At 66.7% G+C, this 26,657-nt stretch carries 23 protein-coding genes and 1 pseudogene; 11 read left to right on the forward strand and 13 right to left on the reverse strand.

Features of this window, described 5'->3' with window-relative positions; genetic code table 11:
• Positions 1 to 23 precede the first annotated feature (23 nt).
• The 9 genes and pseudogenes from ACT1U9_RS03980 to ACT1U9_RS04020 form a co-directional block, all read right to left on the reverse strand.
• A complete protein-coding gene (locus tag ACT1U9_RS03980; RefSeq protein ID WP_444536971.1) occupies positions 24 to 578 on the reverse strand; it encodes an FkbM family methyltransferase in 555 nt (184 codons plus the stop codon).
• Entirely contained in the window at positions 530 to 2,122 is a 1,593-nt protein-coding gene (locus ACT1U9_RS03985; RefSeq protein ID WP_444536972.1) for a hypothetical protein, read from the reverse strand. The genes ACT1U9_RS03980 and ACT1U9_RS03985 overlap by 49 nt, the downstream gene beginning before the upstream one ends.
• 6 nt (positions 2,123 to 2,128) lie before the next feature.
• Positions 2,129 to 3,271, reverse strand: a complete 1,143-nt coding sequence (locus tag ACT1U9_RS03990; protein ID WP_444536973.1) for a glycosyltransferase family protein — start codon at positions 3,269 to 3,271, stop codon at positions 2,129 to 2,131.
• Positions 3,241 to 4,602 (reverse strand): N,N-dimethylformamidase beta subunit family domain-containing protein, encoded by a 1,362-nt coding sequence (locus ACT1U9_RS03995; protein WP_444536974.1) that lies wholly within the window; start codon positions 4,600 to 4,602, stop codon positions 3,241 to 3,243. Before ACT1U9_RS03995 ends, ACT1U9_RS03990 begins: the two co-directional genes overlap by 31 nt.
• Positions 4,599 to 5,276, reverse strand: a complete 678-nt coding sequence (locus ACT1U9_RS04000; RefSeq protein ID WP_444536975.1) for a class I SAM-dependent methyltransferase — start codon at positions 5,274 to 5,276, stop codon at positions 4,599 to 4,601. The genes ACT1U9_RS03995 and ACT1U9_RS04000 overlap by 4 nt, the downstream gene beginning before the upstream one ends.
• Positions 5,277 to 5,709: 433 nt before the next feature.
• A complete protein-coding gene (locus tag ACT1U9_RS04005) occupies positions 5,710 to 5,973 on the reverse strand; it encodes a hypothetical protein (protein ID WP_444536976.1) in 264 nt (87 codons plus the stop codon).
• Positions 5,974 to 6,148: 175 nt separating this feature from the next.
• On the reverse strand, positions 6,149 to 6,856 hold the full coding sequence (locus tag ACT1U9_RS04010) for a 2'-5' RNA ligase family protein (RefSeq protein WP_444536977.1): 708 nt from the start codon (positions 6,854 to 6,856) through the stop codon (positions 6,149 to 6,151).
• Positions 6,819 to 7,901: a hypothetical protein gene (locus tag ACT1U9_RS04015; protein WP_444539323.1), complete on the reverse strand. Its 1,083-nt coding sequence runs from the start codon at positions 7,899 to 7,901 to the stop codon at positions 6,819 to 6,821. The genes ACT1U9_RS04010 and ACT1U9_RS04015 overlap by 38 nt, the downstream gene beginning before the upstream one ends.
• 63 nt (positions 7,902 to 7,964) lie before the next feature.
• Positions 7,965 to 8,315, reverse strand: a pseudogene (locus tag ACT1U9_RS04020) (helix-turn-helix domain-containing protein); the annotation flags it as partial.
• 551 nt (positions 8,316 to 8,866) lie between these two features.
• Here ACT1U9_RS04020 and ACT1U9_RS04025 point away from each other — a divergent pair.
• The 9 genes from ACT1U9_RS04025 (at position 8,867) to ACT1U9_RS04065 (ending at position 16,600) form a co-directional block, all read left to right on the forward strand.
• The gene (locus tag ACT1U9_RS04025; protein WP_444536978.1) at positions 8,867 to 9,061 is read left to right on the forward strand and encodes a hypothetical protein; all 195 of its coding nucleotides are present in this window, start codon (positions 8,867 to 8,869) and stop codon (positions 9,059 to 9,061) included.
• Between the two features lie 175 nt (positions 9,062 to 9,236).
• Positions 9,237 to 10,271, forward strand: coding sequence for a hypothetical protein (locus tag ACT1U9_RS04030; protein ID WP_444536979.1), 1,035 nt, complete (start codon positions 9,237 to 9,239; stop codon positions 10,269 to 10,271).
• A gap of 46 nt (positions 10,272 to 10,317) precedes the next feature.
• Positions 10,318 to 11,844 (forward strand): amino acid permease, encoded by a 1,527-nt coding sequence (locus tag ACT1U9_RS04035; RefSeq protein ID WP_444536980.1) that lies wholly within the window; start codon positions 10,318 to 10,320, stop codon positions 11,842 to 11,844.
• The gene (locus ACT1U9_RS04040) at positions 11,844 to 13,277 is read left to right on the forward strand and encodes a glutamine synthetase family protein (RefSeq protein WP_444536981.1); all 1,434 of its coding nucleotides are present in this window, start codon (positions 11,844 to 11,846) and stop codon (positions 13,275 to 13,277) included. Before ACT1U9_RS04035 ends, ACT1U9_RS04040 begins: the two co-directional genes overlap by 1 nt.
• Positions 13,278 to 13,321: 44 nt before the next feature.
• Positions 13,322 to 13,825 carry a LuxR C-terminal-related transcriptional regulator gene (locus ACT1U9_RS04045; RefSeq protein ID WP_444536982.1) on the forward strand — a complete coding sequence of 168 codons (504 nt, stop codon included), beginning with the start codon at positions 13,322 to 13,324 and terminating at the stop codon, positions 13,823 to 13,825.
• Between the two features lie 163 nt (positions 13,826 to 13,988).
• Positions 13,989 to 14,687, forward strand: a complete 699-nt coding sequence (locus ACT1U9_RS04050; RefSeq protein WP_444536983.1) for an NUDIX domain-containing protein — start codon at positions 13,989 to 13,991, stop codon at positions 14,685 to 14,687.
• Between the two features lie 17 nt (positions 14,688 to 14,704).
• Positions 14,705 to 14,923, forward strand: a complete 219-nt coding sequence (locus ACT1U9_RS04055; protein ID WP_444536984.1) for a hypothetical protein — start codon at positions 14,705 to 14,707, stop codon at positions 14,921 to 14,923.
• A 190-nt stretch (positions 14,924 to 15,113) separates the two neighbouring features.
• Positions 15,114 to 15,632, forward strand: a complete 519-nt coding sequence (locus ACT1U9_RS04060; RefSeq protein WP_444536985.1) for an NUDIX hydrolase — start codon at positions 15,114 to 15,116, stop codon at positions 15,630 to 15,632.
• 128 nt (positions 15,633 to 15,760) lie between these two features.
• Positions 15,761 to 16,600, forward strand: a complete 840-nt coding sequence (locus ACT1U9_RS04065; protein WP_444536986.1) for a hypothetical protein — start codon at positions 15,761 to 15,763, stop codon at positions 16,598 to 16,600.
• A 116-nt stretch (positions 16,601 to 16,716) separates the two neighbouring features.
• Here ACT1U9_RS04065 and ACT1U9_RS04070 read toward each other — a convergent pair whose 3' ends face one another.
• From ACT1U9_RS04070 to ACT1U9_RS04085, 4 genes are all read right to left on the reverse strand, one after another.
• Positions 16,717 to 17,403 carry a DUF4328 domain-containing protein gene (locus tag ACT1U9_RS04070; RefSeq protein WP_444536987.1) on the reverse strand — a complete coding sequence of 229 codons (687 nt, stop codon included), beginning with the start codon at positions 17,401 to 17,403 and terminating at the stop codon, positions 16,717 to 16,719.
• Between the two features lie 62 nt (positions 17,404 to 17,465).
• Entirely contained in the window at positions 17,466 to 17,684 is a 219-nt protein-coding gene (locus ACT1U9_RS04075) for a hypothetical protein (protein WP_444536988.1), read from the reverse strand.
• 88 nt (positions 17,685 to 17,772) lie between these two features.
• Entirely contained in the window at positions 17,773 to 18,723 is a 951-nt protein-coding gene (locus ACT1U9_RS04080; RefSeq protein WP_444536989.1) for an FG-GAP repeat domain-containing protein, read from the reverse strand.
• Between the two features lie 524 nt (positions 18,724 to 19,247).
• A complete protein-coding gene (locus tag ACT1U9_RS04085; RefSeq protein WP_444536990.1) occupies positions 19,248 to 19,946 on the reverse strand; it encodes an HNH endonuclease in 699 nt (232 codons plus the stop codon).
• A 1,152-nt stretch (positions 19,947 to 21,098) separates the two neighbouring features.
• Here ACT1U9_RS04085 and ACT1U9_RS04090 point away from each other — a divergent pair.
• Both ACT1U9_RS04090 and ACT1U9_RS04095 read left to right on the forward strand, forming a co-directional pair.
• Positions 21,099 to 22,154, forward strand: a complete 1,056-nt coding sequence (locus ACT1U9_RS04090; protein WP_444536991.1) for a hypothetical protein — start codon at positions 21,099 to 21,101, stop codon at positions 22,152 to 22,154.
• A 147-nt stretch (positions 22,155 to 22,301) separates the two neighbouring features.
• Entirely contained in the window at positions 22,302 to 26,648 is a 4,347-nt protein-coding gene (locus ACT1U9_RS04095) for a golvesin C-terminal-like domain-containing protein (protein ID WP_444536992.1), read from the forward strand.
• Positions 26,649 to 26,657 lie beyond the last annotated feature (9 nt).

Genomic DNA, 26,657 nt, shown 5'->3' on the forward strand with positions numbered 1-26,657 from the left:
GGCGTCGCGTCCCCTCCCTCTGGTCAGTCCCAGTCGCGGATGTCGGCACAGGCGGAGACCGCGTCGGCGATCCGGTCGTGCTCGGCTCGGCTCATGGCCGGAAAGCGGTCGTGGTGCCACTCGATGTAGAGGACGGAGATGAGATTGATCGTGCCCTCGGCGAGCAGGTTGGCGAGTACGGGGTACTCGGCACCCTCGATGTCCATCTTCACGACGACGTGGTCATCAGGACTGACTGTCCGCCGCAGCCAGGCGCTGAAATCAACGGCGGGCACCGGCACCGGTGAGCTGTAGTCGATCTGCTGGTCGTACACGGGCGGGACCCGCTTGCCGGGCATGACGGTGGAACTCTCGTGGTGGCCGAGGAAGAGGTCGATCGTCCCGTCATGGGTCCACACCGCGCTGCGGGAAATCTCGACCCGACCGGAGTGGCGGGCCCGCGCGACGTTCTCGCGGATGGATGGAAGTAGGCTCTCGTTGGGCTCGAAGGCGTAGAAGTCGTGGTCCGGAAGCTCGTGCATGAAGCGCTTCAGGACGATTCCGAGGTTGGCACCGCAGTCGACGAAGATCTTGCGCATGAAGTGATCTCCTGATCGTTGGTCGGTGGGAGAAGGTCGATCTCCTGCACGACGTGGTCGGCGAGCAGGACGAAGTCGCTGGTCTCGGGGCGGTAGCAGCGTTCCTCGTAGCGGATGGTGATGCGGCGGACAGGCTCTTCGCCGCGGTAGGCGGGCAGGTCGCCCCATCGATAGAGCTGGCCTCCGGGTGCCTTGAGGCGCCTCAGCCACCGGGGCAGCGGACTCTTGCGGGCGCCGCCGTTGAGGCGGGTGAACATCGTCGACAGGAAGGCGATGTGCTCGGCCGACCGCTTCTCATCTCTCTGCGTTCGGCCGTATGCCCGTTTGAGGGCACGCAGCCGCTCTCGGTCTCCGTCCGCCTGGACGAGGAGATCCCGCAGCCGCCGATCCCAGACGATGCCGAGGTGGCCGTGGACGATGGGCTCGTCCGTCAGGAAGTAGCCCAGGACGCGCCCGAACTCACGCTCGTACGGACACATGAAGTCGTTGTAGAGACCCTGCGTCGCGCCGGAGGCGGTCTCCACCTGCCAGTGGACCCGGGCGGTGAAAGGTGAGTCCCACCACCCCAAGTGCCAGGGCTGCCACAGTAGATCGGCGACGCTGAGCAGGATCACGACCAGTCCGATCAGCGCGGCGGGCCAGCCGAAGGCTGTTTCACAAGCCGCGCCGGGAAGCAGCGCGACGGTGATCGCGAGGGCGATATTGGTGCCGATGTTCTCCCAGAAGAGGATGCCGGAGGCTAGCGCGACGACGAGGTTGAAGAGCGCGGTCGCTGCCAAGGTCGCGATCAGCAATCGGCGATCGAGGAACGCGACCAGTCCTGCGCCCTCCACGGCCATCGTGAGGAGGTTGACGGGGCGGTCGACGACGCGCGCCTGGCGCAGGAGACGGGACATCGTCTCGGCGCTGAGGAAACGCGCCCAGCCCCACGCGTACGCCGACGCCATGAGGTAGTGAGTGCGGTTGTGCCAGGCCCAGGACCAGGGGCGCGGTCCCAGTCGGGCCTTGCTCCAGGTCGGCTTGACGTAGTGCGAGAGCGAGACGCAACCGAGCACCAGCAGCAGACCCGCGGTGGAGCCGGGACGGTCGACGACCGCGGCCACGAGGAACCAGGCGAGATACGCCTTCAGCAGGCGCAACGGCATCATCGCGTGGTGCTGCCAGCCGCGCAGCCTGCCGCAGTACACGGCCAGCCACGCCAGGAGGGCCGGAGGCCACAGACTTGAGGCGACCGCGAAGAGCAGAAGCGACAGCTTGTGGCGACGCTGCGGTCTGACGGGCAACGTGACGTCGTAGTCGTTCGTTGCGCCCCGCCAGGTGAGCAGGACGATCACGAAGACGACGAGCCAGCGGACCGTGCCGGGCTCGGGGGGCGGTCGGAACGCCAGAGGAGCGGCAAGCACAAGGGTCGCGATCACCATCACAGGCGCGGGGCGACGTGCGAGGACCCGTACGACTGGGGAGACCGCGAAGCGGTAGCACGCCACCACGGCGGCCACGACCACCGCGGTGTCCAGGTACGCGGGGAGCGGCGGTGTTGCCATGGCCGTCTACCGTGAGGCCGGTGCGGGTATCGACCGGTCGGTCGTGGACAGACTCTCCAGGTAGGCGGCGATCCGCTCCCGGGGGTCAACCGCGAGGTGCTCGTCCCGGTGGCGTATGACGTTGGAGCGGAGCTCCCGGACGCGGTTGAGGAAGTCGAGCACCGCGCTGCCGTCGACGCGGGGTGCCGATGTGCCCAGTTCCGCCTCGTGGACGACCTTGGCGCACCAGTGCTGGTCGTATGTGGGTAGCGGAATCAGGTGGACCGGCTTGCCCAGGACGAAGGCTTCGCTGATGAGGTTGAAGCCGGCGTTGGAGAAGACGGCCTCGGACCGTGCCATGTCGCTGATGAACGATTCACGGTCGAAGGCGCGGATCTCAATCTTGCCGTCGGCGTACTGGCGCAGGTTTCCGATTTCGGTCGGTTGTACGTAGATCCGCAGGGCGCGGTCCGGGACGTACTGGCGGAAGACGGCGGTCAGGGTTCGGACGGAGTCTTCCGGTCCGTGGTCGAAGTAGCGCGAGAAGTAGGCCGTGGTGAGGGGTTCGGTGGTGACCGGCGTGGAGCGCACGGAGTCGGGGATGACCGGGGCGATGAACTCCAGCCTTCGGTCGGCCGCCTCCAGAGGGACGTACGAGCAGATGAAGGACCGGTCGACGCGGGGCGCGAAGTAGCGCAGCCGCTGCTCGTCGGCAGTCCGGGCGTAACGGCCGACGGTTGGGAGGTCGAGGTGCCGGTACTTGCTCTGTTGGTCGACGGAGATCAGGGGCTTGCCGAAGTGATAGGCCAGACGCGGCGTGTTGGGCTCGTAGTCGGTGATGAACACGTCGGGGACACCGGTCTCGCGGATGATCCGGCGCAGGCGCCTGTGCTTGGCAAGGCCAGCGGGGGCCTGCCGGATGTTCGCGCGTATGGCATCGCTTGCGTGTATGCGGTCAGCACGGGCAAGGAGCGTCGGCATCCATCCGTCCCAAGCGGGGAAGCCGAGGTCCCGGAAGTACTCCACCCGGTGGGCGCCGTTGGTGACGATGCGCACCTCGTGCCCGCGGTCGCGGAGGTACTGGGCGATCACGCTCTGCCTGACGGAGTGCCCCATGCCGATGCCGTTGACGCCGATGATCACATTGAGCGGTCGTACGTTGCCGGACACGATGATCCTTTCGGTCGAGAGAGGCGGGTGAAGACGTTGCGTGTGATGGCCGCGACCTGCGGGTCGGTGGCCAGCAGGCGAGCCCAGTCGGTCGTGGCGGCGGTGAACACCGTGCCGTTCGCCGTGTAGAGGCCGAGGGTCGCCGCCCGGGGACTGTCCGTCGCCTCCCGAGCCGGGAAGTTCCAGTCGGAAGGCAGCGGGGCGATGCCGAGGATCTCGAAGTCCTTCGGCGTCCCGTCCGAGCCGGTCGGGCGCGGTCGGCCGGACGCGTCGAGCTCGTACGCTGCCCCGTCGCATTCGTAGCCGACCAGTGCACCGTCGCGGCCGACGATGTCGCCCGTCCGCAGGTCCGTGCCGGAGAAGAGCCAGTGGTCCGCGTCCGTGACGGTGAACCCGAGGGGAGCACGCGGGCCGTCCCAGTGGCCACCGCCGTTTCGATAGCTCACGCCCAGAAGCGAGTTCTCGGGCTCCGATTCCCACCAGTGATCCGGGCAGCCGTACGAGCTGTCCGGGTCCGTCTCGGCGGAGGCTCCGGGCGGGAACTTGTCGCAGTGCAGCCCATTTCCGTCCGGGGCCACGCGTACTCGCCACCAGCAGGTGTTGGCACCGAAGTTGGCGATATTGCCCCCGCTGTCCCGGAACGCGGTGACGTTTCGGCGGATCTCGTCGCTCCAGTACTCGTCGTGGCCGGCGGAGACCAGGAGGTGGTATCCGTCGCGCAGGAGCAGCCCGTCGTGGAGGTCCAGGTCCGTGCAGTAGTCGGCCTCGATCCGGTTCCGCTCCATCCACGCCGTGAAGGGGGCGTCCCAGTGCGCGAACGTCTGTCGGGGAGATGACGGGTCATACGGGTCCGGCAGACCCTTCACCGGACCGCCGACACCGCCTCCGGGGCGGCGCGTCGTGACCCGGGAAGCGCTGTAGAGGCTTCCTCCGCCGGCGGTGCTGTACGCCTGATAGGTCATGGTTGGGATCTTGAACAGGACCTTGCGGCCGGAGGGGGCGGCGGGTGTGACGACCAGCAGGATGCGCGCCTCCCTGGCATCCAGTGGTGGTATTCCGCAGGCGCGTTCCGTGCTCAGCACCCCGATGTAGATCCCCGACCGCCACTCCGGGTGTACGAGGAATTCGTACGCGGGCCACTGCCAGTCCGTGTCGAACCGTCCGGGCGAGGCGGCACGGCCGAGCCACTCCACGTGAGCCATGTGTTGCGGTGTCGCTCCCCAGCGGTAGAAGTCGACGTGGAAGCGCGGGGCGGACGTGGCGATGTGCAGCCGGACCACCTCGCCGACGCGGACGCTAGGCCGGGCCGGGTAGCCGTTGATGGCGATCATTCGCCCTCCCTGGGGCGCGCCACACCGGCCAGGTGGAAGGTGTCGATCGCCTCGACGTGGGAGTCCCAGCCCAGGTCGTTCAGTTGGGAGGTGAGGCTGGCCGGGTCGCGAAGCACCTTCACGGCGAGGTGATGGGAACCGTCGGAAAGCGTGCGGTGGACCGCCGGTACCGGAGCCTCATGCACCGCGTCCTCGATCTCCGCCTTCGCTAGCGAGTCGTCGAGGAACACCGCGCAGCCGCCGGGAGCCAGCGCCCACCTGAGCAAGTCCCAGAAGGGCTCCATCTCGACTGGCGGCACATGGCTGAGCCAGAAGGCGAAGAACACCGTGTCGTACTGGCGATCCGGCTCCCAGCCGAAGATGTCCGCCTCGATGAAGCGCGTCGCGGTGCCCCGCATGCGGTCGCGGGCACGCCGGAGCATCTCCGGCGCTGCGTCCAGCGCCGTCAGGCTGCGCGCGCGGCGGGAGAGCAACTGGGTCCACTGGCCCGTACCGCAGGCCAGTTCCAGCACATCGCCGCTGGTAGGCAGCGCGTCGAGGGCCTTCGCGAGCCGCGGCATGGCCATGCGTTCGCTGTACGTGTCGTCGTACTCGGCGGCTCTCGCCCGGTAGTAGGCGATCTGTCGTTCGGACCACTCGCCCGAACCATCCTGCTGCTCCTTCGTTCCGACCACTCTCTGACCACCTCTCGTGTCTGTGCGGAGCGGCCATGCTCCGTGGTGAGCAGACCGCCGAGCCGTCTCGGAGGGCGGGCTGTCGTCGTGCCGCACTCGCGTTGCAACGCCGTCGCTCGCAGCGGCGGTGGGGAAGCCTTCAGCCTGTGCTCGCGGGATGGTCCGGGTGTCGAATCCGTGCTGAACTCCCGTCGTAGCGAAGGCCCTACACCGCTGGTCAGGCCGCACTACGCTGTTACCGTCGTTGGTGTCGGCCGAAGGAGCTTCGGTAGCCACGGTGCGGCGCTGGACCGGAAAGGAGGCGCGCGCCCTGCGGCTCGCGACGCAGCGGAGCGTGCGGCGCTTCGCCACCTACCTAGGCGTCAGCGACCGGACGGTGTCCAACTGGGAGGCCCGAGGCGAGGAAATCGTCCTCGCACCGGATTCCCAGGCGTTACTCGATACGGCGCTGGAGCGAAGCGACGCGGAAGTGCGGCAGCACTTCTGGGAATCCGTCGATACTCCAACGTCCCGAGTCGCTTCGGCACCGGACGACTACCTCCCGATACCCGTCCCGGAGCTTGAGGGCTTCGCTGATGCTGGCCTGGTCGGCCTTGAAGTTCGCCTTCTCTCCCATCCACACACCGGCCTTCGACTTCGAATCGACGACGTCCGCGTGCAGCAGGTGGTCTCCCTTGCTGCGGCGTGGAATCGGCATAGCACTCATCTCCTGTCCCGTTACGGATAGTTGTTGACTGGTGCCGTACAGGGCAGCAGTAGAGCTGCCCGGACAGGAGCGTGACGGGAATCAGCCGAAGGCGCACATTGCCGCGGTGATATCACGGCGGCGGTAGAGAAGGACTGGAGGGCAGAGCGGGCGCCGTGCCGCCGTATCAGCGAGGCATGAGATGAAGGGTCCGCGCAACGCTCCAGCGGTAGGCCCGCTCCTCGCGGCGCAGTTCCACCAGATGAGTCTGTTCCACCACAATGTCCACAGGGTCGAGTTCCCGCAGTGGCCGTAGCGCGGCGCGGATACTGTCCGCGGGCAGCGTGCGGTTGGAGTAGGCGATGCCAATGTGTGGACGAAATACCGCAGCCGGCTTCCGGAATGGCAGACCGTGGTGCGCCCCGACCTCATGGAGCATCTGATAAAGGTCCAGGATCGGCGTCCAGGGGGCGACGCTGTATCGGATCGCCCCGCGCGACGCGGTGAGCGGGATGGCCTGGAGCGTGAACCGCTGCGGAACTGCCTGTTGCGCAGCTGCCGCAAGCCGGTCGAGCCGATCGCCGCTGATCTCCTCGACGAGGCCGATCCTGCCCAGGGTCAGGTGCAGACCGTCGGGTTCGATGTTATCGAACCCGAAACGGGCAAGGGCCTGCTGGCACTGCCGCATATGGGCGACCAGGGGAGACTCCTTAGAAAAGGTCAGCATCCAGTAATAAGCCCGGACATCCCTGCTCCACCCAGGTCGCTCCCAGTGGTCGCTCGTCTTCTCGACGACGTCAAACGCGGCCCAGTCGTGCGCGGCGATGACCGCCGGGTCAGTCGTGCTCGGCGGGGGGCTAGGAGGGAAGGCTCCCGAATCGACTGTGAGCTGCATCCGCGGCCCTTCTGGTCGGCGGCACCGGCCGCGCCAGTTTCGCAGAACCCACCAGTGCCCGCGCCTGTGGGGCGGACTGCCACACCCTCAACGCTTCGCCGTACTCCCGCACCGCCGGAAGACTCCGCCACGGAGCAGCGAGCGCGTACAAGTCGCCGGCCCGCTGAACCACCGAGCGGATCGGAGCCCCACCATCCGCCTCCAGGACCTCGCGACCGACGACCATGGCCTGCTCCACGTCCGGACGCTCACTCGTGAGCACGGCCGTCGCCACATCCAAACGGACCAGGGCACGGCTCCAGGCTGAATCGGACCGCTCCACACGTTCATCAATCTCGTCCGCGTAGCCAAGGACACGGTGCGGACTTCGCAGTGCCACATAGACGGTCGCGGCGTTGGCGAGGGTACGGGCCAGGGCGTAGGGGGCGAACGAGATGCATGGGGTGAGGCCGTCAGGCACGTCGTGCCGTGTGCTCAGGTCTACGGCAGCCGCGATGGCTCGCTCCGCCCCCGTTACGTCACCGAGTTTCCCCAGGGCTCGCGCCCGCCCGTTGGCCTGGAGTCTGATCGCCTGCGGGTGGCCGGGGTCGATCGCCACTCCCGCATCGGCACAGGCCACGGCCTCCTCGAAGCGACCGGCGTAGTAGGCGTTGAGGGAACGTGTCCCCTGTATCCACATGACCAGTTCACGGTCGTCGATGTGCGAGGCAAGCTCTGTTGCCTCGGTACAGTACGCCTCCGCCAGGACCTCCCGGCCCGCATTGACGGCCATGTAGGCCAGCAAGGCGGATGTCTGGGCGGCAAGCCGGAACAGCGTCTCGCGCTGACGCGGGAGCTGCCGGCCCTCAAGCAGCTCGCCGACGTAGCGCCGCACCTCCAGAACTTCGTCCGCGAGACTGTACGGCCCTTCCGCCTCATAGCGATGCACCACACCCTCGATCGTCTCCCGCAGAACCAGCAGAGTGCTGGGATCTGTGTTGGAGGAGGCGACAGCGTGGAGTCGACGCGCGACCTCGACCGGACTCTCCCATGCTGTCTCCTGCACGGCTTCAGTGGTCGCACTATGTAATCGAGCCGGGAGAGCCGTGGCTACGAGTTCGGGAGCAGCTTGAGGAGGCACCGCCAGCCCTCGGAGAACCATCCTGATCTTCTCAACATGCGTCAGCCGTCGGGTACCGGATTCCAGGGCAGACAGATAGGACTGACTCAAACCCGTGAGGCTTGCCAGATCCTCTTGACGCAGACGGGCAATCTGCCGTATCCGGTGGAAAGCAGCCCCAAAGTCCCAGTTTGCGAGCGATCCAATAACATCCGCGTCGCGCCAGACCCACTCAGGGATGCAAGGCTGACGGTGGGATTCATGAGCGGAAGCGCGGGTGCAAGTAGCGCAGTGCGTATCGGGGTTGTAGCGACTCAAGGGCAGGCCACATCCGGCACATCGACGCTGCTCTGATGCCATCGCCTGCCTCCACCACGGTCGGAAGACCCACAGTAGATCCCCGAGGCGCGGCCAGGACACCAGTTCCCCCTACTTGATCGACGAACGACACCTCCCGGCCACGTCGTTGAACTCCACACACCTGAACCAGCGTCGACGGGCCGCGTGGTCTTCCGTAGCTCCCGAGCAGCAGCCCCGTCATCGCCGTGAGCCCGGACAATTTTCCGGCTGGGCGAGTTTCAGCCCGAGGCCCGAGCGTCGCGAACCGATTGTCGAGTAGTTCTTCGCACCCTTCTGCGCACAGGTGCACCCCGGCCTGCTGGCACAGCTTCGGAATTACCTGAGTGATATCACCATCGGCATGTGCATGGAGCGCCCTCCGCCAAGGAGACTCACGACGCAACACTCCTCTCTGCAAAGGAGGTTGTGACACCCAGGGCTGCCATCCCACACGTCAACCTGCAGAGGTTTCCGCATGCTCACCAGATCCGTCCGGATTCAGCCAGCGTCTTCAAGGCCACCCATCTGCGTGAGCGGTACCCCCTGGCGCGGGCTCGGCTGGCGGGTCTGCTATGGCCGTTAGCGTCTCGGCCGTTGTCCTGCTGGCCATCATTGTGTTTCTTCTGGTCCGGAAGGGCAGCCTGAAGGCCGGTCACGCTGTCATATCTGTCCTTTTGGGCTTCTACCTGGCGAGTTCGTCAGTTGCTCCGTCGATCACCCAGCTCACCACGAAGGTCGCCAGCCTCATCAGCGACGTCAAGTTCTGACCCGCGAAGGTGGTCTCTGTGGCCACCCCGACGAGTCCTTTCCGCTCACGACTCTCCGTCGAGGATTCCCGATGTACACCCAGGAACCGATCGCCCGCACCCGGGCACACCCCTGGTGCGCCTTACGGCTGTTCCGATCCGGCGGGGTGAGGTGATGCGAGACGCCAGGCAGCCTATGGGCCTACAGGACTTCGCCCCGGTCTATCACCCGGCGGGGTTGGACCAGGAGCTGCGGGCGGTGCTCGCGGATCTTCAGCTGGGGCGTTGGCTGGCGGTGCGGGATTTGCTGGCGCGGACCGGGGGTGATTGGGCGTTGCGGACGTCGCGTACGCAGGTGTTGGCGGTGGCGGCGGCGCGGACCGATGCGGTGGAGGCGTGGCTGGTGGAGGAGCCGGGGAGCGCGGACGCGGTGGTGATGCGGGCCCGGGTCGCCGTGGAGCGGGCTGTGCATGCCCATCGTGACGGAGACGCGACCGCGGGTGCGCGGGAGCGGGAGGCGCGGCAGATGTGTCTGCTCGCGGCGCGCCGGGTTCCAGCGGATCCGGTGCCGTGGGTGGCGCTACTCGCGTTGGCGCAGGTGGATGTGGGTCTTGAGTGTGGGGAGCATTGGCGGGTGGCGTGGGAGGTGATGCTGCCGGCCGGGCCGTGGGGGCTGTTGGCGAGGGTGGGTGAGCGGGACCCGGCGGGGAACCGGGAGGCGTTCCACCGGATGCTGCAGTTCTTCTACGCCTGCCCCCATACGTCGGTGGCGGATGCGATCAACTTCGCCCAGTGGACGGTGTCCTGGGCCCCGATCGGCTCACCCCTGCGGATGCTCCCGCTGTACGCCTACATGGAGAGTTACTGGCGCCACCGGCAGGACGGGACACTTGACCCGCTGCAGCACCGACAGTGGTCGCGCGAGCCGGTGGTCCACTACGTGCGGCGCGCCTTCCACGGCTGGAGTGACCGGCCCGCGCCCGCGACGTCGGTGATGGATCTCAACTATCTGGCGCACGCGCTGTGGGCGGGGCACCAGTACGCGGATGCGGCGAAGGTGTTCCGGGCCCTCGACCGGTACGCCACGCGGCTGCCGTGGGCGTACGTCTGCGATAACCCGTCCTCTGCGGAGTCAGCGGTGCGGGAGTTCGTCCGCGCCCGCGCCCAGTGCCTGACCACCACCCGCACCCGCACGGCCCCCTCCCCGAACCACCGCCTTCGTCCCATCTGACCCCTCGATCCCTGTCCCTTCGACTTCAGGAACCAGGAACTCCGATATGTCATATACACATCAACCATTCAACGGTGTGCACGCCGACGACGAGCACCTGCGGCATCTGGGCTACAAGCCGCAGTTGTTCCGGCGGATGGGCGGCTTCGGGAACGCTGCCGTCTCGTTCTCCGTGATCAGCGTGCTGACCGGCTGCATGACCATGTACGGCTACGGCCTCGCCACCGGCGGCCCCTCGGTGATGGTGTGGGGCTGGGTCGTGGTCGGCGGGATGGTGCTGTTCGTCGGCGCCGCGCTCGCCGAGGTCACCAGCGCCTACCCCACGTCCGGCGCCCTGTTTTTCATGGCCGACCGGCTCGGCGGGAAACGCTGGGGCTGGTACACCGGCTGGCTCAACCTCCTCGGACTCTTGGGCGGGATCGCCAGCATCGACTACGGGTGCGCCCAGTTCACCGGCGCGTTCCTCGACCTCCAGTACGGCTTCGAACCAACTCCCACCAAGACCCTGTGGATCTTCTTCGGGATCCTGGTCCTGCACGCGCTGTTGAACCTGTTCGGGGTCCGCCTGGTCACGGTGCTGAACGCGATCAGTGTGTGGTGGCATCTGGCCGGTGTCGCCGTCATCGTCGGAGCCCTGACGATCGTCCCGTCTCGTCATCAGTCCGCGGACTTCGTGTTCACCGAGTTCGTCAACGGCACCGGCTGGTCCAGCGGTCTATACGTGGTGGCGATCGGGTTGCTGGTGGCGCAGTACACCTTCTCCGGCTACGACGCCTCCGCCCACCTGTCGGAGGAGACCACGCACGCCTCGGTGGCCGCTCCCCGCGGCATCATGCGGGCCATCGCCTGGTCCTGGATCGCCGGGCTGGTGCTGCTGGTCGGGCTGACCTTCGCCATCCAGGACTACCCCGGCACCCAGAACACCCCCACCGGCGTGCCGCCCGCGCAGATCTTCATCGACACCCTCGGACTGGGCGGTGCCAAAGTGCTCCTCCTGGTGGTGATCGTGGCGCAGTTGTTCTGCGGGAACGCGGAGACGGCGGCGTGCAGCCGGATGGTGTTCGCGTTCTCCCGGGACGGTGCGCTGCCCGGTCAAAAGTGGTGGACGCGTACCGACAACGCCAGCCGCACCCCCCGGGCGGCGGTATGGCTCTCGGTCACGGTCGCCGCTGTACTGGCGCTGCCGTCGCTCTACAGCCCGACCGCCTACGGGGCGGTCGTCGCGATCAACGTCATCGGCATCACCCCCGCCTACGCGATCCCCGTCTATCTGCGGATCCGTCACCGCGACCGCTTCACCCCCGGCCCCTGGAACCTCGGCCGCTGGAGCATCCCCATCGGCGTGGTCGCCGTCGTGTGGGTCGCGTTCGTGACCGTGCTGTTCTGCCTGCCGCAAACCAAACCCGCGAGCGGCGGGTTGGTCACGGTGGACACCTTCAACTACGCCCCCATCGCCCTCGCCGCCGCCCTGTTGCTGGCCGCTGTGTGGTGGCGGATCGCGGGGCGCGACTACAAGGTGCCGGCGGTTGCCGCCGACAAGGAACTGTCCAAGATCCAGGGGGAGATAGTCTGATGGCCACCACTCCGCGCTCGTTCTCTCAGCTACCCCGGCTCAGTGCCCCGTCCGCCGCCGGTACGCGCAGGAGGCGCGCGTTCACCGGGAAACTGGAACTGTCCGATCTGCGGGATGCGGTCGACATGGACTTGGTCGACACGGTCGTCCTCGCGCTGCCGAATTTGCAGGGGCAGTTGAAGGGGAAGCGGTACGGGGCCCGGCACTTCCTGGACAAGGTCGCACTCGACGGTGCGGACATGTGCGCCTACCTGCTGGCCACCGATGTCGAGATGAGTCCGCGCCATGGCTTCGACCTGACCTCGTGGGACAGCGGCTTCGAAGACACTGGTGTCGTCCCGGACCTCGCAACCCTGCGTCTCGTGCCGTGGATGCCCCGCACCGTGCTCGTTCTCGGGGACGCTGTGGACGCGGCTGACGCCCCTGTGGGGGTTGCTCCCCGGCAGGTGTTGCGGTCCCAGCTCACTCGGCTCGCCGCGCACGGCCTGCACGCCCAGGTCGGCCTGGAGACCGAGTTCCTGCTCTACCAAGGCGCCTACACCCCCATCGCCGGCATCGGGCCCGGCGGGCTGGTTCCGGCCGCCGACGTGAATCTGGACTACGCCCTCGACCACGCCCCTGGTCTCGATCGCTACTTCCGTCGTCTTCAGGCTGCTCTGGCCGGGGCGGGGATGCCGGTGGAGGCGGTCAAGACCGAAGGTGCCCCCGGCCAGGTGGAGGTCACCTTCCCCCACAGCGGCGCACTCAGTGCCTGCGATCAGCATCTCGTCTTCAAGCATGCCGCGCGCACGCTGGCGGCGCGGGCGGGGATGACGGCGACGTTCATGGCCGCGCCCGAGACCGGCATCGGCAGCGGCCTGCACCTCCACCTCTCCCTCACCCGCAGTGGCACCCCCATGCTCCCCACCCCCGACGGCGAACTCTCGACCATGGGGAAGAGCGCGGTGGCGGGTCTGTTGGAGGCCCTGCCGGGGCTGGCCCCGCTGTACGCGCCGAACGTGAACTCGTACAAGCGGTACCTGGGCGAGGCGTTCGCCCCGACCCGGATGGCGTGGGGGTTCGACAACCGCACCTGCGCGGTACGCGTCGTCGGACACGGCGAGGGACTTCATGTGGAGGTGCGCGTCGGTGGGGCGGACGCGAATCCCTATCTGGCGCTGTCCGCCGCTGTGGCCGGCATCGTCCATGGGATCAGCCACGACCTCGTCCCGCCCCGGCAGTGTGTCTCCAACGCATTCGAAGCCTCCGAGGCGCCGTTGGTGCCGTTGACGTTGGAGCAGGCGCGCTCCGCGTTCCGCCACAGCCCCATCACGCGGGAGGCGTTCGGCGAGGAGGTGGTGGAGCACTACGCGCAGCTGGCGCAGATCGAGATCGACCACCAGCGCCACACCGTCACCGACGCGGAACAGCACCGCTGGTTCACCCGCGCATGAACACCCACCCCGCATTCGGCAAGGAGAAGAAAGGCGCCGTCCGCATGATGCTCAGTCCCCCCAGATCGGATCTGCTGCCCACACCATCACAGCTGCGGATCGCCGCCGTGCTCGCGCAAGGGCTGGCTACCGCTCAAGCCGCCGCCAAGCTCCATCTCGCCACCGGCACCGTCTCGGCCCACCAGACCATGGCCAACCACCGGCTCGGTGTGCGTCACCGCTACGCCTTCATCCACGCCTGCTACGTCCTCAACCTCCTGCCCCGCCCCGTCCCCGCCCCACCCCCCGACGGCGGTGCGGCACTGCACGAGGTAGCGATCTTGTGGCGCTTCGCCCTGGACGACAGCCACGCGGAAGTCGCCGCGCACTGCCACCTGTCGGTGACCGCGATGCAGAGCCGACTGCAGGTGATACGCAAGCGGTGGAACGCGGCCAACGAGTCCCACCTGATCACGCTCGGCTGGGCTTATGGCGTCCTCAACGCCTCCCGCGGCACCGCCGGCCACCAGCTCACCCCTCCCGCTACGTCCGTCCAGACCCGTCCGTGACGCAACCACCCCAAGGAGTCCATCCCGTGCCCGCCCTCACACCCACCCACAACCCCCAGCCCTTGACCGAGGCGTCCAGGACGGTGAGCAGTGGTCCCCCCTGCTCACCGTCGTCTGCCACCTCTACCTCTTCGGCCCGCTCGATAAGCACCGGGTCCGCGCCGTGAAAACCCCGCCTGCGGTGACGGGGCAGTGGTTGGCGCCCGAGGCGGCGGCCCTGTTGCTGCCCGCCCCCGCTGCCGGGCGGTTACGGGCCGCCGTCGCGGCCTGGCACACCGGCTCCATCGCCTACCTGGCCGGCGGCCAGGCGCAGCTGGGCTCCCCCGCCGCATTCCCACCCACCCAGCGCACCCACCTGGAGGACACCCGCGCCCTCGACCCCGACCTCCACCAGGCCCTGCGCCCCAAAGTCCTCGCCGAGACAAACGTCCTGCTCACCGACCCGGCCGGGCGCGCCCTGCTGCTCCACCCCACCTCTACCCGCGACCACACCTGGCACCTGCCCGGCTGCGGGATCGACAGCGATACCGGGGAAGGCCCACGCGAAGCCGCCCGCCGTATTCTGCGCGACCAGCTCAACCTCGACCTCCCCGTCGGGCGGCTGCTGGCCGTGGACTGGACCAACGGCACACCCCAGTTGTCCCGCATCACGTACACCTTCCACGGCGCCACCCTCGGCGAACACGACCTCGCCCGCATCCGCCTCACCCCCCACCAGCACACCGAATGGCACATGACCAGCAGCAACGACATCACCAGCATGGTCCGCGAACCGTTGCTCCGGCGCCTCGATGCGTGCCTGACGGCGCTGTGGAACAACACCGGCCCCGTCGAGCTGCACTCCGGCATCCCGCGTTCCTGACCACCAACGAGGAGAGCATGGACACCCACATACCGCCCGCCGGCCCCAACTCGCACTGCCACGCGTGCTACCTGGAGCAGCAAGCCGCACGGGAGGAAGAGAAGGCCAAGGCCCTGGCGAAGGAGCAGGAAGGCGAACGGAACGGTCCGGCGCTGGTTGCGGCATTCCTGGTGCTCGGGACCATCATGGCACTGTGGTTCGCTTTCACGTGGCTGCTCATCACCGCGTTCAACTGACCGCACGCACGGCGGGCCATGAGGAGTACGCCAATGGCGGACGGCTCCGGTATCCGGGAGGAACAGCTGTGTCTGGCACCGCCACACCGGCGGCTAGAGAGGGCGGACAATCCAGCGCTTCCCACTCCAGGACGGTCCTCCAGCCCGTCGTGTTCAGCTGTTCGCGCCCGCCACCCTGGCACTGATCACGATGGCGCCCATCGCGATCAGAGAAGCCATCCGATTCCTGGCCAAGGAGAGCCACATGCCCCGAGCACCGTTCCAAATCCTCGTCGTACCGTTCCGCCGGGTCGGCGAGCAGATCGAGTTCGCCGTTCTCCGCCGCCAGGACGCGGATGTCTGCCAGGCAGTCGCCGGCGGCGGGGAGTCAGGCGAGAGTCCGCAGCAGGCCGCCGTCCGCGAAGCACGTGAAGAGCTCGGCCTCGACCGGACAGTCGCGCTCTACCCGCTGCAGACCACCGCCAGCATCCCCGCACGATTCTTCGCCGACCGAGACAGCTGGCCGACGGGTACCTACGTTGTACCTGAGTACGCGTTCGCTGCGGACCTGACCGGCGTAGAGATCAAGCTCTCTCAGGAACACACCGCCGTCCAGTGGCTGGACTACAAGGAAGCCAGCGAACTGCTGCGATTCGACAGCAACCGCACAGCTCTGAGTGAACTTCACGAGCGTCTACTGGCCACCGACCTGCCCCAACCAGTCCAGTGACAGTGCCCAGCGCATCCTTTGACCACTGTGCAGAGTGATCCTCGGCCAAGGCTTGTCGGTCTGCCGCCGGCCGTCTCAGCAGCGCAAGTCGGCTACCAGGTCATGGCATTCGAAATGAGGGGGAAGATATGACACTCACCGTGATGAGCCAGAACGTCCAGTACGGAGCCGCCGACACCAGCAGATGGGACGGGCTGGTCGACCTCATCCGTACCGTCCAGCCGCAGCTCCTGCTGCTCCAGGAGGTCGACTTCCTCGCCGACCCCGAGCAGGCCGCGACGGCGGAGAAGTCGCTGGGGCTGCGCCTGGCCGTCGCTCCGTCCCGGAATCTGCCCACCGCTGTCGCATGGGACCCCGAACGCCTGGAACTGATAGACACCGAGACGAAGTACAGCACCACGGACCTGCACCACGGCTACTGCGCACTCCAACTGCGGCCCCTCGGCCTGCCCGCCGCGTGGCCGGTGCCGCTGGTGGCGATCAGCACCCATCTGACCCCGTACTCCGCCGAAGCCGCCGGACAGGAAGCGCAACTGCTGTGTGCGCGGGTCTACCGGCACGGCGGCATCGGATTGATCGGCGGGGACATCAACCACATGCCGCTGGGTGATCCGGAGCCCGACTGGGACCTTGTCCCGCCCTACAACCGCGCCTCGCGCTGCCTGCGCCGCCAGCATCCCGACGAGCCGTGGCGGGGCAACCGCATCGTCGGACAGGTCTTCCGCGACGCCGACCTCACCGATGTCGCCGCGATCCAGGCCGCACTGCACGGCGACCCGTCACTGCTGGAACCCACGGGGAAAGCGGGCCGGGTCCGGGTCGACCAGACCCACGTCACCCCCGCGCTGCTCCCGGCCCTCGACAGTTACCGGCGCATCGACCCAGGCGAGCACTCCGACCACTACGGCATCGCGTTCACCCTCCAGCTCCCCCGCGTGGACACGGCCCTGACCCGCACCTACGCCTGACGCACCCACCCGGCCAGGGGAGCAACACGCGGGAAGAGCGGCTCTGTTCGCAGGAGAGACGAGGCGCCGCCTCGGCGGGGCCGGGGCGGCGCTCAGGTTGCTGCGGGGGCGGGGGATCAGGCGGTGGCGGCGGGGCCCTGGGTCGCCTTGGTGTGCTGCATCGCGGTGAGTTTGCGGACGAAGGCGATGGCGAGGAGGGCGGCGGCGAGGTCGAGGACGTCGGCGAGCATCGTGACGTCGGCCGCGCGCTGGAGGGAGTCGGGGGTGTCGGCGTGCTGGTACATAGTGGAGGCGAAACGGTTCATCGCCAGGGCAGCCAGCCACATCGTCCACCACAGTTTGATGGGCCGCTGGGACATCTCGCGCCACGAGCCGTCCGGCGCCCTCTGCGTGCTGGCAGTCCAGACCTCCCGGGCGATCGTGAAGGGAATCCAGAGATTTCCGACGGGGATGAGCCAGCCGCCGACGGCCCAGCCCCGGCTGCGGGTGCATACGTCGGCGGCGAACGCGTCGGCGTTGCAGCGGACCCGGTGGAACCAGGTGATGAACACGATGGCCGTGGCGAGCATGGCGAACAGCTGGAGGTAGCCCGCCGCCGTGTACAGGTCGTCGGCCCGGTCGATCTCGTCGCTGCTGCGGGTGAGCAGGTCGCCGGTGACGTTGTGCATGGTGATGCCCGCGTACAGGGCGAACACGTCGATGGTGGCGACCACCGCGAGCAGGATGCTGGTGGCGGTGGCCAGTTGGTGCGGCGATCGCAGGACGGTCGTAGGCGGTGGCAGGACGCCGGGCTGAGGTAGCACGAGGGAAATTTCCAAGGGTGGATGTCGGCAAGGGGGGTAGCGCCCGCCGGGCGGGGCCTGGCTCAGGCCGCGCGGCGGCGGGGCTTCGTGATCCAGTCCCATCTGAGGAAGACGGTCACGAACGGGGTGACGAGCATGGACAGGAACCACAGGCCCACGCTGGCGGGTGAGTAGATCTGGTAGCGCAAGTTCTCGGGCAACGGGGCCGGCGCGAGCAGGAGCACGATCAGGATCCCCCACGTCGAAAGCACAACAACGGCCGTCCGCCACACGGTCCGCATGCCCGCCTCCCTTGCCTCTGTCCTAGACCGCTGGTGGTGCCGCCGGGGGACTGGCCCCCGGCGGCACGGAAGCACGTGACCGGTTCGGTCAGATTAGGTTGAGGGAGTTGTAGCCCCAACCGATCTTGACGCGGTTGTCGAAGGGGTCGCGGGTGTCGCCGTTGCCGGAGTAGCGCCACAGCGTGCCGTCGTTGCCGCGCGCGACCAGGTCGCTGCGGCCGTCGCCGTCGAGGTCACCGACGGACAGGATGCGGTTGTAGGTGTTCCAGCCGCCGCCGATCTTGACGCGACGGTTGAACGGGTCCTGGCGGTCGCCGTTACCGGTGTAGAGCCACAGCACACCGGCCTTGTCGCGGGCGACGATGTCGGTGAACCCGTCGCCGTTCAGGTCGCCCTGGCCGGCGATCTCGGTGTACTGGCCCCAGCCGCCGCCCACCTTGGTCCGCGCCGTCACGCGGCCGTCGGCGTAGCCGAGGTACATCCACAGCACGCCGGACTTGTCCACGGCGAGCAGGTCGGACTCACCGGCTCCGGCGAGGTTGCCGGGAGAGAGGATCTTGTTGTAGATCTGCCAGCCCCCGCCGATCGTCTTGGTGGACGCCTTCTGGTTGGGCTTGGCGGTGGTGTACTGAAGGGTGCCGTTCTTCAGGACGCTCCAGGCACCGTCCATCTTCCCGTTCTTGTCCTGGTCGACCTGGATGTAGTTCGTGAAGTTGCTGAGGTTGGCGAGGGTGGGCCACGACGCCTCGAAGCCGCCCCGGCCGTCCTGGTGATACCAGTTCAGCCACCCGTCCCGCTGCACCGCCGCCATCGAGAAACGGGCTGTCTGCTCCGAGGTGCTGGCCGCCGCACGCGGAGCGGCCAGCTTGCCCTTCACGGCCGGGGCGTTGTGCTGCTCGGCGGCCTGGGCGCTCTGGGTGGCGGCGGCGGCCGGGTTCCCGGCCGCGAACGCACTGCCGGCGGTGGCGGCCATCGCGGCGGCGATGGCTGTGGTGGCGAGCGCGCTCTTGAGTGCGCGGCCACGCTTGATGAAACTCATGGGATCCCCCCTGGGAGTTACGGCATAGGGCGCGATTGGCCTGGACCGCGCTGGAAGGTTTCCCGCACCCTACACACAGGCGCCCCACAGCTGCACATTTAGGGTTTTCGAGCCGATCCGACTCGTGTGGTCGCACACGCTAAGGGTGAAGAGTGATGTTGTGTGAGGTGATCCGGTCCGCGCAGGAGCAGATCTCGCGAGGTTTTCACCCCGTCTCCGAGCCGGACCGCCGGAACAGCTGCGGACGATGTCGTGGGCTCTGCCAGGTCGAGGGACGAGGCGTAGGAGGCACGAGACCGAGGTGTTGCCCGCTGCACCGAAGTCCGGGCCTATCGCTGCGCAAGAAGCGACGGGGCGCCAGGGGTGGGGGGTGACCCCGGTGTATGCGCGCGGACCGCCACGTCATGGCCGCTCGGATGCTGCCGGCTCCGAGGTCGACGAGGTGCCGCCGCAGCCCCGGTCTCACCTTGCATTGCCACAGGCTGCTGGCGGAACGCCGGGGTTAATCCCGCCGCCCTACATGACTATGCCGCGCCGTCGTCGCCCCCGTGCTCTTTCCCGAGGAGGTACTCCCTGACGAGCCGACCCAGTACATCCCCCTCGTGAGCGCGTTCGTTGAAGACGGCTCGTCGGAAGGCGTCGCGCTCCTCACGCTCCAGGAAGGCCACCATGTGCTCAGCCTTCGGGTGCTGGTAGCCACAACACATCAAGTGGGTGCAGACGTTCCGAGACGTGCCGAGCTTCGGTGTGCGCCAGGGATAGTGCGGGTACCCCCGCAACTCCGCCTTGCAACATGCAAGGATTTCGAACAGCTCGGGCTTGTTCCGATGCCTCTTGCCCCCATAGTGTAGGCGGAACCACTCGCGGCGATCACTGTCCGCTATCTCCCGCTGCACACGCTCCACGCGCCTCGTGATGCCGGCGTAGACCTCTGGCCGCATAGCCCGCGTCGCAAAACCCGCCTTCGGATACCTGTGGTGCAAGTCCATGTCCACTACCCAGCGCCTTGCACTGCGGCCCTTCTTCCAGCGATTGCAGTCGTCGCAGGCCGGAACAAAATTCCACCAGGTGTCCGCTCCCCCGTCAGCGATCGGCTCCTCGTGGTCGATCGTCGTAGCAGCCGACCGGCCGCAGTAGGTACACAGTCCGCGCTGCGCTGTCAGGACCATGAGCCATTCCCAGGTCCTCTGCTTACCCCGCTCGCCGCGACGGATTACGCCCACCCCACACCCTCCCTCTGATCAGTCGCGAGGATCGTAAGGGGCGGCACTGACATGCGACGCGCGCACCATCGACCTGGCCGAGGTGTCCGCCGGGGGGGGGAGAGATCCAGGCGCCGCCGAGGATGTGGATGAGCCGCACCTCGGGGTGGTCGGGGCAGCGGAGTTCGGCGGGCGCCTGGTCGGGACGGCGTTGAAGCAGGTAGTTCCTCGCATATGTCGCGGGACACCGTCGCGGTTCCGATGTCGAACCCCGCGGCGAGTGCGACTTGAAGTGGCGTAAGAAATGGCTGAATCACGCGATGTGTGCCCGCTGGTGAGGTGCGGAATGAGACCCGCCATGATCGACGGGATGGCTCATTTGGTTCGTGTACCTATGGGGTAAATCGGTATTTTTGCAGGTGGAGCGATTGACCGGTGATCATGAGTGGCTTGATCAGGTCTGTCTCATAGGTGTCAGTCGTCGATCACCTGGGGATACTCGCGGCCCATATTGAGTAACTCGGCGTTTAGCATGAATGTCTATGCCATATGACATCGGAGTGCGGTTGGCACGGGAAAGGTCGCGCACCCGGACCAACTGAAGTCAACCGCGTGCGAGGGTGAGTGCTTCGAAGTCTATGGGGCCCTGCCCTGGAGCGGGGCCTTATTTCCGTTTGTCGAGCAGAGGAGAAGTTGTGAGAACTGCCAGGTTATTAGCTGCGGCTGTTTGCGCTGCTGGTATCACACTCGGCCTTGCCTCTACCGCGAATGCCGGCATCATCAAGCCGATACCAACGGAGCGCTGCTGGCCCGGCCGTGCCTGCTTTTACTACAATCAGGGATGGACGGGGGCGGTGGCGCCTATCACGACAATTGTATGGTGGGAGCTCGATTATGTCTTTTCCCCAGGTACAGGAAATGGTGCAGGGTTGCCGGTGAAGAATGCTGCGGCCTCCGCAGACAACCGGTCGGAAAGCTCGGACTACTGCATCCACTACAACAGTGGATGGAAAGGCCCGTGGGAGTATGTTCCTGCGCAAAGTCGACTGATCATGGAAACGACCAGGAATAATAATGCGTCGACGAACTGGTTTCCCCGACATGAGGACGGATGGAGCCATTGAGCCCCGCTGATTCCAATTGCGTACGACTGTGCACCCTGGGGCTGAGCTAATGAAACCGAAAGGCAGGAAAATGCGAAAACTTGATGTTGCCAAATCATCCTTAGGTACTCTTTCAGTCGCGGCCTTGTCCGTGCTGCTGCTGGCTGGCTGCTCAAGCTCGGAGTCCGACGGGGCCTCGCGGGTGAAGCCTGCTCAGGAGCCGGGGCGCGGGGCCCCTGACATCAAGGCGGCTCCCAAGAGCACCGATGCTCCGAAACGCGCGGCTACGGGGAAAGCCACCGCTGGTTTGCAGCTACCTATCACTGCTTACCGTCCGACGGGCGCGGAGTACACGCGGATCAATCAGGCCAAGGCTGACGTTACGCGCCAGTGCATGGAGGGGCTGGGGTTCACAGGATTCCAGCCCGCGCCGGTGCAGTCTCTCGGCCCCGGGCGTGACGGTGCAGACGGCATGCAGGATCTGGACGAGCTTCGCTACGGCACCTACGATCCAGCGCAAGCCGCAAAATACGGCTATAAGCCAGAATTTGTGGTGAACAGGACGAACGCTTTCGCTGCTCCCCCCGCTGAGCCGGAGCGCAGTCCGGAGGAGTGGCTGGCGCTGACCGGGACGAAGAAGGAACGCAGTGATAGCCCGCAGAGCGGATTGGCCGCAACGAAGCTGAAAAGCGGTGCGACCGTGCCGTATGGCGGCTGCCTTTACCAGTCTCTCCAGAAAGTCACTGGAGGAAAGCCACTGATCGCGGATCTCGTCACCGCGCTCAGCGGTCAGAGCTTCAAGTCTTCCCTTGAAGACCGCCGGGTTAAGGATGTCTTCGCCGCCTGGTCATCCTGTATGAAGGATAAGGGATACTCCTACGCGGATCCGATGAAGGCGAACGACGATCCGAAGTTCTCCGCAAAGACTGCTACGGCGGCAGAGATCGAAACCGCCAAGGCTGACGCCGCCTGTAAGGGGAAAGTGGATCTCATCAAGGTCTGGCATTCCGTTGACGTAGAGATCCAGGAGCGTCTCATGCAAGAACACAGTGCGGAACTTGCTCAGATCATGCAGGACAAGGATTCTGCACTCAGGGTCGCAGAATCGGTGAGCTCGCGTAACTGACGCCGCGCCAGGTTGCCTTGGCTGAAATTTCTGTGGAGACAAGGCAACCCGCATATTCATGCCGGATTTCACCATGAGGAGATGATGTTGAAACATACAGGGAGAAAACGGGCCTGCGTAGCGGTGTTAGCCGCGACGGCCGTGCTCATGAGCCTGACCCAGGTATCTGTCGCTGCCCCTGCCAACTCGGCAGCGTCTGAGCAGCCCGGACCGGCGTCCGACCTGGCTGCGGTCCCGCCGGGCCAGCGTGCGCAGCTGCTCGGCAAGGACTGGAACCGGTCGGGGGACCGGGCGTGGACCGCCAGCGGGGATGCCGACGGCTTTCATATCCTGACGGCTGATCAGAAGGATGGCTACGCCTGGAAGACGGCGGCCACCTTGTCCGAGCCGGGTTTCGATGCGGACGCGTGGATCGGCAACACGTGTGTCACCGCGTCCGGCAAGCGGGCGGTGGTGGTGTACGCGCCGCGCACGTTCACCAACAAGCCGCAGCTCATGGCGCGGGGCGGCTTCACCGCGATCGTCGATCTGGATACCGGCCAGGTCACCAAACTCGATCTGCTGACGTCATTGTCGTACTACAACCCGGGTTGCGGGACCGGCGAGAGCGCCGTGCTGACCCAATCCGGCGGTGAGGACAAGCACGGCACCCGGCTGATCCAAGTCGATGCCGCCACCGGCAAGCTCTCCGCGCCGATCGAGACCAAGAGCCAGGTCACCTCCGCTATCCCGGCTACCAGCGGCAGAATCGTTGCCGCGTCCGGTACCGAGGTCGTCCAGGTCGACGCCCAGGGCCACCGCACCGCGCTGGCCCGGACCACGAGTGTGCCCTACCGGATGACCCCGGACGGTGACGGCGGCGTCGTGTTCCTGGACAAGAAGGGCACGACCAGCACCGTCAAGCGGATCACCGCCGCGGCCGTGACCCATCCTGATGCCCGCCGTACCCAGCCGACCGTGCTCGCCGCGGGCCCGGCTACCGAGACGGGCCTGGTACGCAGCGCCGGCACCGTCTACCTGACCGGCAACGCCCGCATTGCTCCGAAGACGGCGCTGCCCTCCACCGTGCGACAGCTCACCGGCGCCCGCAAGAACGCCCTGGTCACCACGGAGGGCGACGGCTTCCTCAGCCCGCCCGAGTGGGGCGACGGCAAGGGGACGCTCCTGTCCCCCGGAGAGGCCGACCGGGCCCGCCCGGTGAAGCTGGCCCTCACCATGGCCAAGACCAGCCGTCAGGCCGCGTTCACCGTCGACCCGGCCAGCCGCACCACATCCAACGCGGCCCAGGGGCGTGAGGCATCCCCGGCCCTGAGCAGCCACACCCAGCGCCCCGCCTCAGCGAGGGCGAAGGGTGTCGCGGCGGCCAGTTCACCCACCGATCCCGTCGACGATGAGCGCACCTGCTCCGTGCCGCGCAACGATCCGCGCAACCAGGCCATGCAGCCCAAGCCCCGCCAGGTGGAGTGGGCCGTGGACCAGGCCGTCACCGGCAACCTGAACATGCTGGTGAAGCGGCCGGCGAACTGGAAGAACCTCGGCATGCCCGAGTACGCACCGCAGAGCCTGTTCCTCAACCCCGTCGTGGACGGCGGAGACCGGGCGATCGCGCAGGTGATGCTGGGGGTGGCCACCCAGGAGTCGAACATGTGGCAGGCCGGCCGCGAGGCCGTGCCCGGCGTCACCGGCAACCCGCTCATCGGCAACTACTACGGCATCAACCTTTATGACGGCGACCCCAGCAACGACTGGGACGTCAACTTCGCCAAGGCCGACTGCGGCTACGGCATCACCCAGATCACCGACCACATGCGCATGGCCGGCCGCGAGGACGGCCACGGCGGGCCCGCGTGGGACTACCAGAAGCAGCGCGCCGCGGCCCTGGACTACACCGCCAACATATCCGCCGGCCTGCAGACCCTGATCGCCAAGTGGAACGAGACCCGCGCCGCCGGGCTCATCGCCAACCACGGTTCCTCAGCCCGCCCGGAGAACTGGTACTTCGCCCTGTGGGCCTACAACTCCGGCTTCCACCCCAAGACCACCGACGGCTCCCCCTGGGGCCTGGGCTGGGCCAACAACCCCGCCAACCCCGAATGGGACGCCGGCCGCCTGCCGTTCATGGAGAACGCCAACGGCGACGACGACGCCAGCGCCGCCGCCCACCCGCAGAACTGGCCCTACCAGGAAAAGGTCCTCGGCTTCGCCGCCCACCCGCCGGCCTTCCTCGAATCCCCCGGCAAGATGGTGCCCGCCTTCCGCCCGGCGTCCTGGAACGGCACCAACGACGGCGTCACCACCAAGGGCAGCGCCAAGTACAACCGGGCCCACGTGAAGGCGCCCGAGGACCTGTTCTGCGACAGCTCCAACAACTGCGACCCCAGCAAGATTTCTGACAGCGCCACCAACGACTCCGCGACCAGCGGCCCGTGCGGACGCACCGACTTCAAATGCTGGTGGAGCAAGCCCGCCACCTGGAAGACCGACTGCGTCACCACCTGCGGGTATGAGTTCATGCGCTTCAACAACACGTACCCCGAAGAAGCCGACGGCACCGCCTACCCGCCCAACTGCACCACCAGCGGCCTGCCCTCCAACGCCCTCATCGTCGACGACGTCCCCGCCGGAACCCCGGTGATGCGTCCTGGGTGCACGAACTCATGGACCAACTCGGGTACCTTCTCCTTCGCCTTCGGCAACAACGGCACCGAATCGGCCTACCCGTCCAAGGTCGACCTCCACCAGCTCGGCGCCGGCTTCGGCGGCCACTTCTACTATGGCCACACCCGCCAGGACGACGCCAAGGGCCAACGCCTGAAGATCACCGGCACGTGGACGCTCGGCACCCCGTTGAAGGGGCAGGCCCAAGTCCTGGTCCACATCCCGGACCACGGGGCGCAGACACACAAGGCCACGTACGAAATCGACACAGGCTACGGGACACGAAGCCGGACAATCGATCAAGCTGGCAGCTCGAACCGGTGGGTCCCTCTCGGATACTTCCGCTTCAACAACAAGGCAGCAGTGAGCCTTTCAACGATCGCTGCCGATGGCACGGGGGATGAGGATATCGCGTTCGATGCGGTAGCTTTCGCGGCAAGCGACTACAACCCGCTGCCGGGTATCAACATCCCCAATCCCGATCCGAATGCCCCGGATCCCGACGATATGCAGCAGGAACCGGAGAACTTCACCCCGCCCAAGGCGGCAGCGCTGCGAGCTGCCGGGGAACGGTCCTGCGGGCCGGTAAACAGCCGGGGGCTTCGCACCTGCATCACCATGGGAATCCCTCGGGAGGGCACCCCGTTCCGCTCCGCCCCCAGCAAGGGTCTTCGCGCTGGCGCGGCCGCGACACCGCTGGTACCCCGATGTGCCACCATGACCACGACGATGACCCGGACCCGGTACGACTCCTGCATGAAGACGAACTTCACCGCCACACTGGTTGATAAGCAGGGGAAGGTCGTGGGCTGGGTCACGTTCGACGCGCTGCAAGAAATCAAGATCCCCGACAGGCAATCTGATCCCGCCTGGTCACCCAGCTTTAATACACAGGTCACGATCAAACCCATCAACTGGGCGGCAGGCGTCACGAACATCACCGCAGGAGAGTTCAAACCCTCCTGCAGCATCGCTGAATGCGAGGCAACCGTACCGTCAGCTCTGCAATGGCGGGAGGGAGCCACGTGGGTCAACAACGGCAACGTAACCGACTCGCACGAAGCATCCGCCTTCGCGGGCATCAAGTGGACAAACGGCACACCCAGCACCATGCAGAACTTCGATCTCTTCACGAAGATCGCATTCTCCATGGACGGCGCTCAGGCGGTCGAGCCCTACGCGGGGTGGAATACCCTCTATCTAGGCCCGATCCGCTGCGACTCCAAATATCCCGCGAACTCGTTGGGATGCGTCAACGTTGCATACCAGCCTACGTGGAAGATGAACGACCAAAGGTACCCCGCCGCCGCCGCGTACTACTGGATGATGCGCGAAAAAATGGCGACCCACCCAGGCAGCAAGGCCCGGAAGACACCTCTACACAAGGAGGGAGACTCCGAAGCAGCAAAGAGCAACCGCGCGAAGGTCTGCGACCGCGGGACCAAGGCTCTGCTGGAGCCGTGGAGCCGCCACCCCGATGCGACCGGAGACGAGAACGACGAGGTGCAGTGCGATGAGTTCCCCTTCGCAAGCACCAAGGAAAGCGGCGGCCAGACACTGGCCAACGGAAAATCCTGCGTCCAGCTCTACGCCAAGCAGGAGAATAATGGCTGGCACCTCTACAACGACGACCGCTACGACGCCCCGACGGGTGCCACGTGGCCGCAGATCTGTGGACGCGCCGGAATCCCTGCGATCCAGAACATGGATGCGGGAAGAACACCCGGACTCCAGAAGTTCTATACCGACATGCGACTGCTGGACAATGACGGCTACTATATCGAGGCGCCCAGATATGAAGGATGCAGCGTCGACTCTGTCTGCACAGTAAAGTAAGCCAGCAGT

The sequence above is a fragment of the Streptomyces sp. BR1 genome (assembly GCF_052373795.1).
Taxonomy (GTDB): domain Bacteria; phylum Actinomycetota; class Actinomycetes; order Streptomycetales; family Streptomycetaceae; genus Streptomyces.

Coding starts and splice junctions, on each gene's coding strand:
- ACT1U9_RS04045 (WP_444536982.1), top strand. CDS start 13,322: ATGATGCTCAGTCCCCCCAGATCGGATCTGCTGCCCACACCATCACAG.
- ACT1U9_RS04010 (WP_444536977.1), bottom strand. CDS start 6,856: ATGCAGCTCACAGTCGATTCGGGAGCCTTCCCTCCTAGCCCCCCGCCG.
- ACT1U9_RS03985 (WP_444536972.1), bottom strand. CDS start 2,122: ATGGCAACACCGCCGCTCCCCGCGTACCTGGACACCGCGGTGGTCGTG.
- ACT1U9_RS03980 (WP_444536971.1), bottom strand. CDS start 578: ATGCGCAAGATCTTCGTCGACTGCGGTGCCAACCTCGGAATCGTCCTG.
- ACT1U9_RS04095 (WP_444536992.1), top strand. CDS start 22,302: ATGAGCCTGACCCAGGTATCTGTCGCTGCCCCTGCCAACTCGGCAGCG.
- ACT1U9_RS04055 (WP_444536984.1), top strand. CDS start 14,705: ATGGACACCCACATACCGCCCGCCGGCCCCAACTCGCACTGCCACGCG.
- ACT1U9_RS04035 (WP_444536980.1), top strand. CDS start 10,318: ATGTCATATACACATCAACCATTCAACGGTGTGCACGCCGACGACGAG.
- ACT1U9_RS04075 (WP_444536988.1), bottom strand. CDS start 17,684: ATGCGGACCGTGTGGCGGACGGCCGTTGTTGTGCTTTCGACGTGGGGG.
- ACT1U9_RS04080 (WP_444536989.1), bottom strand. CDS start 18,723: ATGAGTTTCATCAAGCGTGGCCGCGCACTCAAGAGCGCGCTCGCCACC.
- ACT1U9_RS04065 (WP_444536986.1), top strand. CDS start 15,761: ATGACACTCACCGTGATGAGCCAGAACGTCCAGTACGGAGCCGCCGAC.
- ACT1U9_RS04040 (WP_444536981.1), top strand. CDS start 11,844: ATGGCCACCACTCCGCGCTCGTTCTCTCAGCTACCCCGGCTCAGTGCC.
- ACT1U9_RS04025 (WP_444536978.1), top strand. CDS start 8,867: ATGGCCGTTAGCGTCTCGGCCGTTGTCCTGCTGGCCATCATTGTGTTT.
- ACT1U9_RS04090 (WP_444536991.1), top strand. CDS start 21,099: ATGAAACCGAAAGGCAGGAAAATGCGAAAACTTGATGTTGCCAAATCA.
- ACT1U9_RS04060 (WP_444536985.1), top strand. CDS start 15,114: ATGGCGCCCATCGCGATCAGAGAAGCCATCCGATTCCTGGCCAAGGAG.
- ACT1U9_RS04030 (WP_444536979.1), top strand. CDS start 9,237: ATGGGCCTACAGGACTTCGCCCCGGTCTATCACCCGGCGGGGTTGGAC.
- ACT1U9_RS03995 (WP_444536974.1), bottom strand. CDS start 4,602: ATGATCGCCATCAACGGCTACCCGGCCCGGCCTAGCGTCCGCGTCGGC.
- ACT1U9_RS04005 (WP_444536976.1), bottom strand. CDS start 5,973: ATGCCGATTCCACGCCGCAGCAAGGGAGACCACCTGCTGCACGCGGAC.